The organism is Pseudomonas umsongensis (assembly GCF_012647205.1).
Taxonomy (GTDB): Bacteria; Pseudomonadota; Gammaproteobacteria; order Pseudomonadales; family Pseudomonadaceae; genus Aquipseudomonas; species Aquipseudomonas umsongensis.
Genome location: NZ_CP051487.1, coordinates 3594777 through 3607562, shown reverse-complemented (window position 1 = coordinate 3607562; position 12786 = coordinate 3594777). Strand labels below are relative to the sequence as shown.

Annotated in this window: 11 protein-coding genes and 2 pseudogenes; 6 read left to right on the top strand and 7 right to left on the bottom strand. The window is 58.6% G+C overall.

Annotated elements, in window-relative coordinates:
• Positions 1 to 51: 51 nt before the first annotated feature.
• Complete coding sequence (gene eco, locus HGP31_RS16255; RefSeq protein ID WP_168758207.1) at positions 52 to 534, bottom strand: serine protease inhibitor ecotin; 483 nt, start codon at positions 532 to 534, stop codon at positions 52 to 54.
• A 302-nt stretch (positions 535 to 836) separates the two neighbouring features.
• Between eco and HGP31_RS16250 the strand changes: the two genes are divergently transcribed.
• A complete protein-coding gene (locus HGP31_RS16250; RefSeq protein ID WP_168758206.1) occupies positions 837 to 1109 on the top strand; it encodes a DUF1652 domain-containing protein in 273 nt (90 codons plus the stop codon).
• 99 nt (positions 1110 to 1208) lie between these two features.
• On the opposite strand, the gene HGP31_RS16245 is transcribed toward HGP31_RS16250, so the two are convergent.
• Complete coding sequence (locus tag HGP31_RS16245; RefSeq protein WP_168758205.1) at positions 1209 to 1481, bottom strand: DUF2790 domain-containing protein; 273 nt, start codon at positions 1479 to 1481, stop codon at positions 1209 to 1211.
• A gap of 356 nt (positions 1482 to 1837) precedes the next feature.
• Between HGP31_RS16245 and HGP31_RS16240 the strand changes: the two genes are divergently transcribed.
• On the top strand, positions 1838 to 3139 hold the full coding sequence (locus HGP31_RS16240) for an OprD family porin (RefSeq protein ID WP_168758204.1): 1302 nt from the start codon (positions 1838 to 1840) through the stop codon (positions 3137 to 3139).
• Between the two features lie 112 nt (positions 3140 to 3251).
• Here HGP31_RS16240 and HGP31_RS16235 read toward each other — a convergent pair whose 3' ends face one another.
• The 5 genes and pseudogenes from HGP31_RS16235 to HGP31_RS16215 form a co-directional block, all read right to left on the bottom strand.
• Entirely contained in the window at positions 3252 to 4190 is a 939-nt protein-coding gene (locus HGP31_RS16235) for a carbohydrate kinase family protein (protein WP_168758203.1), read from the bottom strand.
• An 85-nt stretch (positions 4191 to 4275) separates the two neighbouring features.
• Positions 4276 to 4541, bottom strand: a pseudogene (locus HGP31_RS16230) (hypothetical protein); the annotation flags it as partial.
• Positions 4537 to 4659: pseudogene (locus HGP31_RS16225) on the bottom strand (AraC family transcriptional regulator); the annotation flags it as partial. The pseudogenes HGP31_RS16230 and HGP31_RS16225, both read right to left, overlap by 5 nt.
• A complete protein-coding gene (locus tag HGP31_RS16220) occupies positions 4656 to 5963 on the bottom strand; it encodes a glycosyltransferase (RefSeq protein ID WP_168758202.1) in 1308 nt (435 codons plus the stop codon). The gene HGP31_RS16220 and the pseudogene HGP31_RS16225, both read right to left, overlap by 4 nt.
• 72 nt (positions 5964 to 6035) lie before the next feature.
• Complete coding sequence (locus HGP31_RS16215; RefSeq protein ID WP_020797124.1) at positions 6036 to 6401, bottom strand: response regulator; 366 nt, start codon at positions 6399 to 6401, stop codon at positions 6036 to 6038.
• Positions 6402 to 6664: 263 nt separating this feature from the next.
• Between HGP31_RS16215 and HGP31_RS16210 the strand changes: the two genes are divergently transcribed.
• The 4 genes from HGP31_RS16210 to HGP31_RS16195 are packed head-to-tail and all read left to right on the top strand — an operon-like array spanning position 6665 to position 12752.
• Positions 6665 to 10153, top strand: coding sequence for a response regulator (locus HGP31_RS16210; RefSeq protein WP_168758201.1), 3489 nt, complete (start codon positions 6665 to 6667; stop codon positions 10151 to 10153).
• Positions 10154 to 10987, top strand: coding sequence for a CheR family methyltransferase (locus HGP31_RS16205; protein ID WP_020797121.1), 834 nt, complete (start codon positions 10154 to 10156; stop codon positions 10985 to 10987).
• On the top strand, positions 10984 to 11577 hold the full coding sequence (locus HGP31_RS16200; RefSeq protein ID WP_168758200.1) for a chemotaxis protein CheB: 594 nt from the start codon (positions 10984 to 10986) through the stop codon (positions 11575 to 11577). The genes HGP31_RS16205 and HGP31_RS16200 overlap by 4 nt, the downstream gene beginning before the upstream one ends.
• A complete protein-coding gene (locus HGP31_RS16195) occupies positions 11571 to 12752 on the top strand; it encodes a hybrid sensor histidine kinase/response regulator (RefSeq protein ID WP_168758199.1) in 1182 nt (393 codons plus the stop codon). The genes HGP31_RS16200 and HGP31_RS16195 overlap by 7 nt, the downstream gene beginning before the upstream one ends.
• Positions 12753 to 12786: the final 34 nt, after the last annotated feature.

Genomic DNA, 12786 nt, shown 5'->3' with positions numbered 1-12786 from the left:
GATCGTTCTCACGTTTGGGAGCGATCGGGTAGACCGGGCTCAAAATGGCAGTTATTCCTCGACAGCCTTCTCAACCTTGCTCGAGGCCGACCAGACCCGGTAGCGAACCTCGATGTCCTTGGGCACATAGAGCACGATCGGCAGTTTGCTGTTGTAGCGCAGCATGAAACCGTCACCGACCACCGGCACGAAATCCTGCTGGCGCTTGCCATCCGGGCAGGCCATCAGCGTGCTCATCGGGCCGATGACTTTTTCCAGGCGGTAGAACGGATACCCCCAACCTTCGAGGTTCTTCTCGTCGAGTATGCCACCCAGGCGTTGGCGATTGCAGTCGACTTCCAGGGTCTTTCCAGCAAGGATCTGGACCTGGAAGTCGTCTTCACGGGTTTGCGGGGCGAGGTGGATGACCTGACGACTGAAACCCTTTTCAGGTTTCGGAAAGGGCGCAACATCTTCGAGCTTTGCCCCATGGGCGATGCTCGACAGCGTGACGGCGATCAGCCCGATGGTGGTGCTGATGGTCGATGAACCCATGATGCCTCCTTGCGTATGTGTAGGTGAGCCGATTCTTGATCGGCCGGGCGCCATTCTCGACGCCGGCAGCGGCCAATGCAAATCCCTTGCCTGAACATGCAATTTGCAGGGCCTTCATCAACCTTTTTTGCAATTTGCATGACCGTAATCACGAGTCCTTACAATAACCCCTTGAATTACCGATGAGCTGCACAGCGAGATTCAAGGCATGTTTTATGCTGTAGCTGTTCTCAAGCTGACCGGGATTCCATATGAGTCAGTGTCGATGATTAATTGGCAGTCTCACAACGGAGAAGGTCGCCATGTTTCTTTCTGCCTTGGAACTTCGCAACATCATTGAAAGCAGTTTTCTACCGAGACGCTGTCAATGCACGCTGTCGCCGGACATGTCCATGACTGTAAAAGTGTATGCCGATGGGGAGACCGATCAACTCGATCTGGTAAAAACCGGAATCGATGCCCATCAACTCAATGGCTGTCGGGAAATCAACGAGCTGATAGCTGTCCTGCGTACCGATCTTCAAAACCATTACACAGAACCCGGGCATAACCAGGGGCTGCGCAAAGCGTTTTAAGCCGGCATTTCATGCTCTACCGATTCGCGCCGGGGCGGGAAAATCCCAGACCCGGCGCGTCTGTTTTTAACTGCGAGCAACTATTTTGGTGCTTCCCCTTCAGTTTTGATAACTGCAGGCGTCAGACAGTTTTCGGTAGGCGATTTCTGCAGGTTGACCCGACTGCGAGTCGATGTATTTCATCGTCGCTGTGATCACTTCGCAATCCAGGGTGGTAGGTTCGTTCAGCGCAATCACTTTGCCCACGTGCAACGGCATGCCGTAGTGGTAGGAAGGCACGTTTTGTGCGGACGTAGTGTCGTTGGCCTGTGCAATGCCGGTCGATGAAGCACAGACAAGGGCGATTGAAACGAGCAGGGCGCGCGAGTTCATGAGGCAATCTCCAGTGCAGTCGCAAGTTAGCTCGACGTGTCGTCGAACCTGCCGCACTGGGCGTCAGAGGGCTCTGAGGGCGTGCGGTCCAGTAGAGTGTTGGACTGCGCGATTAAGCATTGGTTAACTTCGCTGAACGCCACCTGTCGTACTGCCACTACCGTTCGGCGGCATTTTTCCATCAAACCGGATCACTATTGAGACTAAAGTCGTCTGCAGCGAGAAAAAGCCTTCTGCCATCATTGCTGCTCACCCCCGCGTGTTTACTTCAGTCCGATCCTTTACTGGCCCGGGCGAAGGCTATTTCTGGCTGATTGCGCCCTGGCGCAAACGCTGCATTGTTGGAGCTTTTTTTAATGCGTCCCCCTTTTACGTTCATCCGCGCTCGCCAGTCATTCGGCTTCGGCGCCCTGGCCCTGTGCGCCGGTTTTACCGGGCCGGTTCAAGCGAGCGGTTTTATCGATGACACCACAGCGAAAATCGAATCACGTACGGTGTATTTCAACCGCGATTTTCGTGACGGGCATACCTCTAACGAGCAGGGCGCGTCCAAGCGCGAAGAGTCAGCCCAGGGTTTCATTCTGAATCTGCAATCGGGGTACACCGAGGGCACGCTCGGGTTCGGTGTCGATGCATTGGGCATGGCGGGATTCAAGCTCGATTCCAGCCCAGACAGCAGCAACAGCGGCTTGCTGCCGTCCAGCGGCAGTAACCCACGCGGTTCGGCGGACGAATACACCAAGCTGGGCCTGACCGCCAAGGTGCGCGTCTCGCAAAGCGTGCTGAAGTACGGCGCGCTGCTGCCGGATGTGCCGCTGCTCAAGTACAACGACGGTCGCTTGCTGCCAACCATGTTCAACGGTGCGATGCTCACGTCCAAGGAAGTGCAGGATCTGAACTTCATGGCCGCGCGCCTGGACAAGTACACCGCCCGGGACTCCTCCGATTCCCAGGACATCCGCCTGCACTGCAAGAACAAGCGTTATGCCTGCAACATCACGGCCGACCATTTCGACATGTACGGCTTCGATTACCGGATCAACGAGCGGCTGACAGCCCAGTATCACTACGCTGAACTGGAAGACATCTACCGTCAGCACTTCCTCGGCCTGCTGGCCAGTCAACCCCTGGGTGGCGGTGTGCTCAAGGCCGATTTGCGCTTGCTCAAGAGTGCCGACAGCGGCGCCGCCCGCGCCGGTTCCATTGACAACCGCGCGCTGAGCACGATGCTCGCTTATGCCAACGGCGGCCATACGTTCAGCGCGGGCTGGCAGCGCATGAATGGCGACAACTCGATGCCGTACCTCGATGGTAGCAATCCGTATCTGGTCAACTACGTGCAGGTCAACGACTTCGCCGCAGCGCAGGAACGATCGTGGCAGCTGCGATACGATTACGATTTCAAGGCCATCGGCATCAACGGCCTGACCTTCCTGACCCGCTATGTGAACGGTGACCACATCAAGGTGCCCGGCAGCGATCAGGAAGGCAAAGAGTGGGAGCGTGACAGCGAGCTCAAGTATGTGGTGCAGGGCGGGACGTTCAAGGATGTCAGCCTGCGGTTGCGCAATGCGACCTACCGCACCAACTACGAGCAATATGCCCGGGATGTGGACGAGACGCGGCTGATCGTCAGCTACAACTTTTCGATCCTGTAGCGCCTGATCGTTCCCACGCGCCGCAAAGGAATGCAGCCCGGGACGCTCTGCATCCCGAAAGGCCGAACGCGGAGCGTCCGTTGAGGCATTCCTTTGCTGCGCGTGGGAACGATCAATCCAACTGATGCCGATACGGCAAATCCGGCCCGGTCCTGCTGCACGTTAGCGCCGCCGCCTGCACCGCAAACCTCGCCATCTCATCGATCTGCTGGCGACTCAATTGGCGAACGCCTACGACCGAATCCAGCCCTTGTTCGGTCAGCCAGGTAATCAACGCCGCCTGGAAGGTATCGCCAGCGCCCACGGTGTCGGCGATGGTCACCGTGCAGGCCGGCACCGACCACGAACCATGGCTTCGACTGAATACGCTCGCACCTTCGCCGCCACGGGTCAGGAATACCAGTTGACAGCGGTGTTGCAGCCAGCCCTCTATAACCTGCGCCGGGTCCTGCCCGGGGTACAGCAAACCCAGGTCCTCATCGCTGACCTTGATCAGGTCGGCATGCTCGACGAGGGTCGCAATCCGCGAACGCCACAGCTCGATGTTTGGCTGCGGATTAAGACGCACGTTCGGATCAAGGCTTATCAAACGCTTGCCGCTTTCCCGGCGCACCAGCTCCAGCAGCGTGTCAGCAATCGGCTGCACCACCAGGGAAAACGAACCGATGTGCAGGCCGCGCACTTGCGACCCCAACGCCGGCAGATGCTCGGGTTTGAGTTGTCGATCCGCGCAGCCTTCGCCGCGAAAGCTGTAGTGGGGCGAGCCATTGGCCCCGAGCGCCACCATTGCCAGGGTGGTCGGTGCAGCAAAATCCACCAGGTAGTCCGTGCGTACGCCTTCTTCCTCCAACACCTGGAGCAAGCGCCGGCCAAGGTAGTCGGTGGACAACCCGGCCAATAACGCAGCCTCCACGCCCAAGCGGCGCAAACCCACCGCGACATTGAACGGCGAGCCACCGGCGATGGCCTTGAAATTCACTTTTGAAGCCAGGCCGCTGGCGTCGTTTTCACTGAAGAAATCGAACAGCGCTTCGCCACACACCAGATACATAGTTGTTCGCTCTTTATAGGGTTGCGACATGTTGTCGATAGCGTTCATAGGCCAACTGCGAGGCCGCCACGTTTTGCGCGATCGGCATGCACACGCCTTCGGCGCCGATGGGGGCCTGGGCAACGAGCGCATTGAAACGCTCGATATCCAGATCGAACAGTGCTCGAATCGACTCCGTGGCGTTGGTCAGGTTCATGGTGCAAAGCAATGGCAACCAACGGCCGGCAACGCGGCCTGCAGACGCCCGCTGGGGTCGATGTCGCGCAGCAGCTGCAAATCCCATTGGCGAGTACGCACGTTGAAGTAACCCGTGCCCGAGGCATCGCCAGACTCACTGCAACGACGACCGGTGGAAATGCCAGCGCACCAAAGGGCAGGGGAAGCCGTGCTGGCGATAGATGATGGACAACCCGTTATGGTCGTCCATCAATTCGTAGGAAGGGTCGGTGACACGGGGCGTTCGGCTCATGTCGGAGCGTCTTCTTTATGGCGGTTCTTGGCTTCAATCCATTGCGCCATGTATTGCGTGCTCTTGTGTTGATGATGACGCAGCATGCTGCCGGTGAAGTTGTCTCTCCTGATCGAAGCCAGGTGTTGGCGGCAGTGCTCGAGCCGTGCAATCAGCGCCGGCCCATGAATGCGTGGCTGATAACGGCTCGCCAGCAATTCCAGGCCTTGGGCCTGGGCCTTGAGCCATTGCGTCTTGTCCTGGTAGAGCTGCACGGCACTATCGGCAAAGGACCTGGCAGTGCGGGTGATCGCCCCCGGCCATGGCTCAGCTGCGTGCATGCCCTCCGCGCCGATGGGCGTGGTGACATTCGGTGTGCCACAGAGCATTGCGTCGACAATCTTGCCTTTGATCCCCGCGCCAAAGCGCAACGGTGCCATGCACACCCGTGCCGCCGACATCACCTGCAAGGCGTCCTCAGCCCAGTTCATCACATGAAAGCCCTGCGCCGCGTTATGCAGCGCGGTCGCCTTGGGCGGTGTGTAGGCGCCGTAGATGTGCAGTTGAGCGGCGGGTAATTGCTGGCGAATCATCGGCCAGATAGTGGTCTTGAGCCAGAGCACCGCATCCCAGTTGGGGGCATGGCGAAAATTGCCGATGTGAATAAAGTGCGCCCGGTCCTCGAACGGCAGCGGCGCATGGGTGGGCAGGTCCACCATCAGCGGGCACCCATGCAACAGGCTGCGCGGCAGCTTGAAGTGTTCGACCAGCAACTCGATCTCGACTTCGGAGATCATCAGGCTCAAGTCGCAACGATAAATTGCTGCGATCTCCCGCTGGGCCAGATCGGTCTCGGCCATGAGCTCAAATTCCTCACGCAATGCCGGCGCGAAGAGCTCGCTGAAATCATTGCCGTCTTCGCTTGCCTTCAAGCGGTTCTTGAGTCGTTGCTGGCGCGCATCGCGAAGGCTTTGCAGGTCGGAGGTCTCGAGTACTCGCACTGCTTCGGGGCAGTGTTTCTCGACGCGCCAGCCAAACTGTTCCTCCATCATGAAACGATCGAACAAGACGATGTCCGGGGCCAGTTCGCTGATGAAGGTGTCGAAACTGCTGTTGTTCAGCTCGATCGGTATTTCACGGATACCCAGCGCCGTCAGGTCGGCCCGATGTTCGCCGCTTCCGGCCGGGCTGCTGAATGTGACGTGCCAGCCTTGCTGCAGGAAGCTTTCGAGGATTTGCATCATATGCCCGCCAGCCGCCGAAGAGCGGGGCTCGGGCCAGACGTAACCAATAACCAGGACTTTGGTTGCGTGGGGCTGACTCATGAACCGGAATTCCTTGAAACGAGCATGGCGCTGGAGAGGTAAAGGAGGCCGGCGATAAAGCGGCGCCCGAAGTCAGGCATTATCGAGGATACCCTTGACCTTGTCCCGCAACTGATCGATGGAAAACGGTTTGCCTATGAGATGCATGCCTTCGGGTACATCGATGTTCTCGGCATAACCGCTGGCGAACAGGATGGGCAGTCCAGGGCGCAGCAACCGGGCCTGGGTGGCCAGTTCTCGGCCGTCCATGACGGGTAAGCCCACGTCAGTCATCATCAGGTTGATGTGCTGGTTCTCATTCTCGAGAATCGCCAGCGCCTGCTCGCTGCTATCGGCCTCAAGGACCTTGTACTCCAGCTCCTCCAGCACGTCGACGATCAACATGCGCACGATGGCATCGTCTTCGACGACCAGGAGGGTGGGGGTATTGGCGGTCATGATGGGGTTCTCGGAAAGGGTGGATGGCTTTTTCGGCCGATCAGAATCGCCGGCTCTCTTGCATGAGTAAGTGAGGGGTCGCGACAAGTTCCCGATAGGCTATAAAAAGAAGGGTCGGCCCGCATTAGGGCAAAGGATAACCGCTGCGTTGGCGCAACAGCAGTTGAAAGTGCATTTTGCGGCCAATCCCGTGAGAAAATTCGATCAGTGCGTCAGTTTTGGGGCAAACTCCTTGGTTTTCACCCGTTCAACAAGGCTTAACTATGACCACTGAGTCTTCGGTTGATCAGCAGCGATTCCGCAAGCTCCTTAGCCGCAACATCAGTCTACCGCTGGGCGTCGGCGCCATCAGTGCGGTTTTTTTCGTTTCGCTGATCACTTATCTGCTGTCGACGATCCAGTGGGTCGAGCACACCGACCGGGTGATCAATAACGCCAATGAGGCGGTCAAGCTGACGGTCGACCTGGAAACCGGCATGCGCGGCTACCTGCTCACCAGCGACGATAAATTCCTCGAACCCTATGAAACGGCGAAGCCACGCATCGAGGTGGTGCTCAACACCTTGCTCGAACTGACCGCGGACAACCCGGTCCAGACCGACCGCTTGCACAGGCTGGAGTCGTTGCAGAAGGAGTGGGCAGGTTACGCGCAATCGATGATCGACCTGCAGCGAAGCAATGGTGACTACCGTGGGGCGGTCAAGACCGGCAAAGGCAAGCGCCTGACCGATGAAATCCGCAAGCAGTACGAAGACGTGATCGACATGGAGCAGCAGTTGCGCGCCACGCGTAACGAGGAAGTGCGCCGTACCACGATCTGGAGCATCACCCTTTATCTGTTGTTCATTGCCGGCATCAGCGGGTTGCTGGCCTACATCGGCCGTCGCGATCTGCTTAATCTGTCGCAAAGCTACGCAGCGACCCTGGCGGCGCAACAGGCCAGTGCCCAGCGGCTGGAGCAACAGGCCTGGCTGCGCAATGGCCAGACGCAACTGGCCGAACAAGTGCTGGGGCAACTGTCGCTCAACCTGTTGGGGCGCAACATCCTGCAGTTCTGCGCGCAGTACCTGGGCAGTGCCGTGGCGGCCATTTATGTGCGAGAAGAACACGGCGGCCTGCGCCGCGTGGCGTCCTATGGATTTTCCCGAGAGCAGGAGGCGCGTGAGCAGCAAATCTACAGTGACGAAGGCATTGTCGGCCAGGTGGCGCAACAGGCCCACCTGATTCGCCTGGACGATGTGCCCAGCGACTACTTCAAGGTCAGTTCCGGGCTGGGCGAAGGTTTACCGCGCAGCGTGCTGGTGGTCCCGACCAGCGACGACGAGCGGGTCAACGGCGTCATTGAGCTGGGCTTCCTGCGCCCGTTGACCGACCGTGACATCGATTTACTGGAGCTCATTGCCGGTAACATCGGCACCTCCATCGAGGCGGCGCGTTATCGCCAGCGTTTGCAGGAAGTGCTGGCTGAAACCCAGCAACTCAACGAAGAGTTGCAGGTTCAGCAGGAAGAGCTCAAGACCGCCAATGAAGAGCTGGAAGAGCAGTCGCGGATTCTCAAGGAATCCCAGGCGCATCTGGAAACCCAGCAGGTCGAGCTCGAACAGACCAACGAACAACTTGCCGAACAGGCGCAGGTGTTGGCCGAGCAACGTGACGCCATGGACCTCAAGAATACCGAGCTCAACCAGGCCCAGGCCCAGCTCGAAGAGCGCGCCGAAGAACTGCAGCGTTCGAGCAAATACAAGTCCGAATTCCTCGCCAACATGTCCCACGAGTTGCGCACGCCGTTGAACAGCTCGCTGATCCTGGCCAAGTTGCTGGCGGAAAACCCGCAGGAAAACCTGAGTGCCGAGCAGGTCAAGTTCGCCGAGTCGATCTATTCGGCGGGCAACGACTTGCTCAACCTGATCAACGATATTCTCGATATCTCCAAGGTCGAAGCCGGCAAACTGGAGATACGCCCGGAAAACACCAGCGTTGCGCGCTTGGTGGACGGCTTGCGCGGGATGTTCCAGCCGCTGGCTGCGCACAAGCAACTGGATTTCCAGGTCGAGTTGCAGGACGGTGCGCCAACCATGATGTACACCGACCGCCAGCGCGTGGAGCAGATCATCAAGAATCTGCTCTCCAATGCCGTCAAGTTCACCGAGAAAGGTCGGGTATCCCTGACCGTGAGCGCGGCGTCGAACCAAGGCATTGCCTTTGTCGTCAGCGATTCGGGGATCGGTATTGCCGCCGATCAACAGGAAAGCATTTTCGAGGCCTTTCGCCAGGCCGATGGCACTACCAATCGTCGTTATGGCGGGACCGGCCTGGGCCTGTCGATTTCCCGTGACCTGGCCGCGCTGCTCGGCGGCTCGATCAATGTCTCCAGCACGCCGGGGCAGGGCAGCCAGTTCAGCCTGATCCTGCCGCAGCAATACGTGGAACCTGGCGACGAGCCCGTTGAGCGGATGCATGCCATGCCAACACACGCTCCAACCCCGGTTGCGCCCATTGCGGTTGCGCCGGCGGTGGTCCAGGAGATCGCGCGGTTCGCCGATGACCGCCTCAAGGCACCCTTCACCGTGCGTTGTATCCTGGTGGTGGAGGACGAGCCGAATTTTGCGCACATCCTTTATGACCTCGCCCATGAACTGGGTTACCAGTGCCTGGTGGCCCATGGCGCCGACGAGGGCTACGACCTGGCCAGGCAATACATTCCGGACGCCATCCTGCTGGACATGCGCCTGCCGGATCATTCCGGGCTGACGGTGCTGCAACGCCTGAAGGAACACGCAGAGACCCGGCATATTCCCGTGCATGTGATTTCGGTCGAAGACCGGGTCGAAGCGGCGATGCACATGGGAGCCATCGGTTATGCGGTCAAGCCGACCACCCGCGAAGAGCTCAAGGACGTGTTCGCGCGCCTGGAGGCCAAGCTGACCCAGAAGGTCAAGCGTGTGTTGCTGGTCGAGGACGACGACTTGCAGCGCGATAGCATTTCCCGGCTGATCGGCGACGATGACATCGAAATCACCGCCGTCGGCCTGGCGCAGGATGCCCTGGCACTGCTGCGGAACACCGTGTTCGATTGCATGATCATCGACCTCAAGCTGCCGGACATGCTCGGCAACGACCTGCTCAAGCGCATGTCCAGCGAGAACATCTGCTCGTTCCCGCCGGTGATTGTCTATACCGGGCGCAACCTGACCCGGGACGAAGAGGCTGAGCTGCGCCGGTATTCGCGCTCGATCATCATCAAGGGCGCGCGCTCTCCCGAGCGCCTGCTGGACGAAGTGACACTTTTTCTGCACAAAGTCGAATCACGGTTGTCCCATGACCGGCAGAAGATGCTCAAGACCGCCCGCAGCCGTGACAAGGTGTTCGAGGGGCGCAAGGTGTTGCTGGTGGACGACGATGTGCGCAACATTTTCGCCCTCACCAGTGCGTTGGAGCAAAAGGGCGCCGTCGTGGTCATCGGCCGCAACGGGCGTGAAGCGATTGAGCGATTGAATGAATTCGAAGACATCGACCTGGTGCTCATGGACGTGATGATGCCGGAAATGGATGGTTTCGCCGCCACCACCTTGATTCGCAAGGAGGCGCGCTGGCGCAAACTGCCGATCATCGCGGTGACGGCCAAGGCCATGAAAGACGATCAGGAGCGCTGCCTGCAGGCCGGCGCCAACGATTACCTGGCCAAGCCAATCGACCTCGATCGCCTGTTCTCGCTGATTCGTGTGTGGTTACCGAAGATGGAACGCATTTAAGTGCAGAGCAATCATTCAGGGGAGCGCAGCAGCGAAATCGAATTGCGCTTGTTGATCGAGGCGATCTACCTCAAGTACAGCTACGATTTTCGCGATTACTCCGGCGCCTCGATCAAGCGCCGGGTGACGCACGCCTTGAGCCAGTTCGAGTGCAATACCATTTCGGCATTGCAGGAAAAGGTCCTGCACGACCCGACGGCTTTCATGCAGTTGCTGCAACTGCTGACGATTCCGGTCAGTGAAATGTTTCGCGACCCTTCGCACTTCCTGGCCATCCGCCGCGAAGTGGTGCCGTTGCTCAAGACCTACCCTTCGCTGAAGATCTGGATCGCCGGGTGCAGCACCGGTGAAGAAGTCTATTCGATGGCCATCCTGTTGCGCGAAGAGGGCCTGCTCGAGCGCACGATCATCTATGCCACTGACATCAATCCGCGTTCGCTGGACAAAGCCAAGCAAGGGATTTTCTCCATGGAGAATGTCCGCGCCTACACTTCCAACTACCAGCAGGCCGGCGGCAAGTGCTCCTTCGCCGACTATTACACGGCGGCGTATGGGTTCGCGATTTTCGACAAGTCGCTGTGCGAAAACGTGACCTTCGCCGATCATAGCCTGGCGACGGACAGCGTATTTTCAGAAACTCAATTAATTTCATGTCGTAATGTATTGATTTACTTCAATAAAAAACTACAGGATCGCGCTTTCGGTTTGTTTCATGAGTCGCTTTGCCACCGCGGTTTCCTCGCTCTGGGCAGCAAGGAAACGCCAGATTTTTCAGCTTTCGGCAACCAGTTCGAGCCGTTGGTCAAACAAGAACGGATCTATCGCAAATCATGAACAGCGCAACGGGCTTACCTTCAATAGAAGCGATTGTGATCGGCGCCTCGGCTGGCGGAGTTGAGGCGCTGCTCAGTATCCTGGGTCCGCTGCGACAAGGTTTCGCATTGCCGATCATCGTGGTCCTGCACCTGCCGGGCGAGCGCCGTAGTCACCTGGTGGAAGTCTTCGCCAGGCGTGTCTCGCTGCCGGTCGTGGAGGCCACGGACAAGACCCCGGTTGAAGCCGGTACCCTGTATTTCGCCACGCCCGGGTATCACTTGTCGGTGGAGCGGGACCGCAGCTTTTCCCTGAGCCTGGAAGACCGTGTGCATTATTCGCGGCCGGCCATCGACTTCCTGTTCGAATCGGCTGCCGATGCCTACGGTGCGAAGCTGGCCGCGGTATTGCTGACCGGCGCCAACCAGGATGGCGCCAAGGGTATGTCCCAGGTCAAGCAGCATGGCGGGCTGACCATCGTCCAGGACCCGGGCGAGGCCCAGGTTGCGACCATGCCCCAGGCGGCGCTGAATATCCTGCAGCCCGATCACATACTCCCCATACGCGGCATCGGCCGTTTGCTTGTCGAGCTGGAACGAATCGCATGCTAAGTAATATCCAGGCCAAACTGCTGATCGTCGACGATCTGCCAGAAAACCTATTGGCACTTGAAGCGCTGATCAAGCGTGAAGATCGCATCGTCTACAAGGCTTTGTCGGCCGACGAAGCCTTGTCGCTGTTGCTGCAACACGAATTCGCCATGGCCATCCTCGACGTGCAGATGCCCGGCATGAATGGCTTCGAGCTGGCCGAGTTGATGCGTGGCACGGAAAAGACCAGGAACATCCCGATCGTGTTCGTCAGTGCCGCCGGTCGCGAGCTGAACTACGCGTTCAAGGGCTACGAAAGCGGCGCCGTCGATTTCCTGCACAAGCCCCTGGATATCCAGGCGGTCAAGAGCAAGGTCAATGTCTTCGTCGACCTCTACCGCCAGAGCAAGGCCATGAAACAACAGGTCGAAGCGCTGGAACAGAGCCGTCGGGAGCAGGAAGCGTTGCTCATGCAGTTGCGCAGTACCCAGCTTGAGCTGGAGCAGGCGGTGCGCATGCGCGATGACTTCATGTCCATCGTTGCCCATGAAGTGCGCACGCCGCTCAATGGACTGATTCTAGAAACCCAGTTGCGCAAGATGCACCTGGCCCGGGACAACGCTGCTGCCTTCACCCTGGACAAGATGCACGCCATGGTCGATCGCGATGAACGGCAGATCAAAAGCCTGATCCGGCTGATCGAAGACATGCTCGATGTGTCACGTATTCGTACCGGCAAGTTGTCGATTCGCCCGACACACTTTGATCTGGCGGCGCTGGTTCGCGGTTTGTTGCACAATTTTGCCCCGCAGATCGAGGCCGCCGAAACGTCGGTCAGCCTGGACGCCGAGCAATCGGTGATGGGCGATTGGGATGAGTTTCGTATTGAGCAGGTGATTTCCAACCTGCTGACCAACGCCCTGCGTTATGGCGCCAAGAGCCCGATCAACATGAAGGTGTACAGTGAGAACGGTGAAGCACGGGTGGAAGTCCGTGATTTTGGAATCGGCATCAGCGAGGAGAACCAGCAACGGATTTTCCAGCAATTCGAGCGCGTCTCGGCCAATCATGTCGCCACCGGGCTGGGCTTGGGGTTGTTTATTTCCGAACAGATAGTTGCCGCCCATGGCGGTACCATTATCGTCGAAAGCCGGATTGGCGAAGGCGCCCTGTTTCGCGTTTGTCTGCCGCTGTAGGAAAACCGCGCGATAAACGCAACCTCTGATCGAC

Bases quoted from the DNA above. Each gene is read 5' to 3' on its own strand.
- HGP31_RS16235 (WP_168758203.1), bottom strand. From the start codon at position 4,190: ATGTATCTGGTGTGTGGCGAAGCGCTGTTCGATTTCTTCAGTGAAAAC.
- HGP31_RS16220 (WP_168758202.1), bottom strand. From the start codon at position 5,963: ATGAGTCAGCCCCACGCAACCAAAGTCCTGGTTATTGGTTACGTCTGG.
- HGP31_RS16200 (WP_168758200.1), top strand. From the start codon at position 10,984: ATGAACAGCGCAACGGGCTTACCTTCAATAGAAGCGATTGTGATCGGC.
- HGP31_RS16240 (WP_168758204.1), top strand. From the start codon at position 1,838: ATGCGTCCCCCTTTTACGTTCATCCGCGCTCGCCAGTCATTCGGCTTC.
- HGP31_RS16245 (WP_168758205.1), bottom strand. From the start codon at position 1,481: ATGAACTCGCGCGCCCTGCTCGTTTCAATCGCCCTTGTCTGTGCTTCA.
- HGP31_RS16215 (WP_020797124.1), bottom strand. From the start codon at position 6,401: ATGACCGCCAATACCCCCACCCTCCTGGTCGTCGAAGACGATGCCATC.
- eco (WP_168758207.1), bottom strand. From the start codon at position 534: ATGGGTTCATCGACCATCAGCACCACCATCGGGCTGATCGCCGTCACG.
- HGP31_RS16210 (WP_168758201.1), top strand. From the start codon at position 6,665: ATGACCACTGAGTCTTCGGTTGATCAGCAGCGATTCCGCAAGCTCCTT.
- HGP31_RS16250 (WP_168758206.1), top strand. From the start codon at position 837: ATGTTTCTTTCTGCCTTGGAACTTCGCAACATCATTGAAAGCAGTTTT.
- HGP31_RS16195 (WP_168758199.1), top strand. From the start codon at position 11,571: ATGCTAAGTAATATCCAGGCCAAACTGCTGATCGTCGACGATCTGCCA.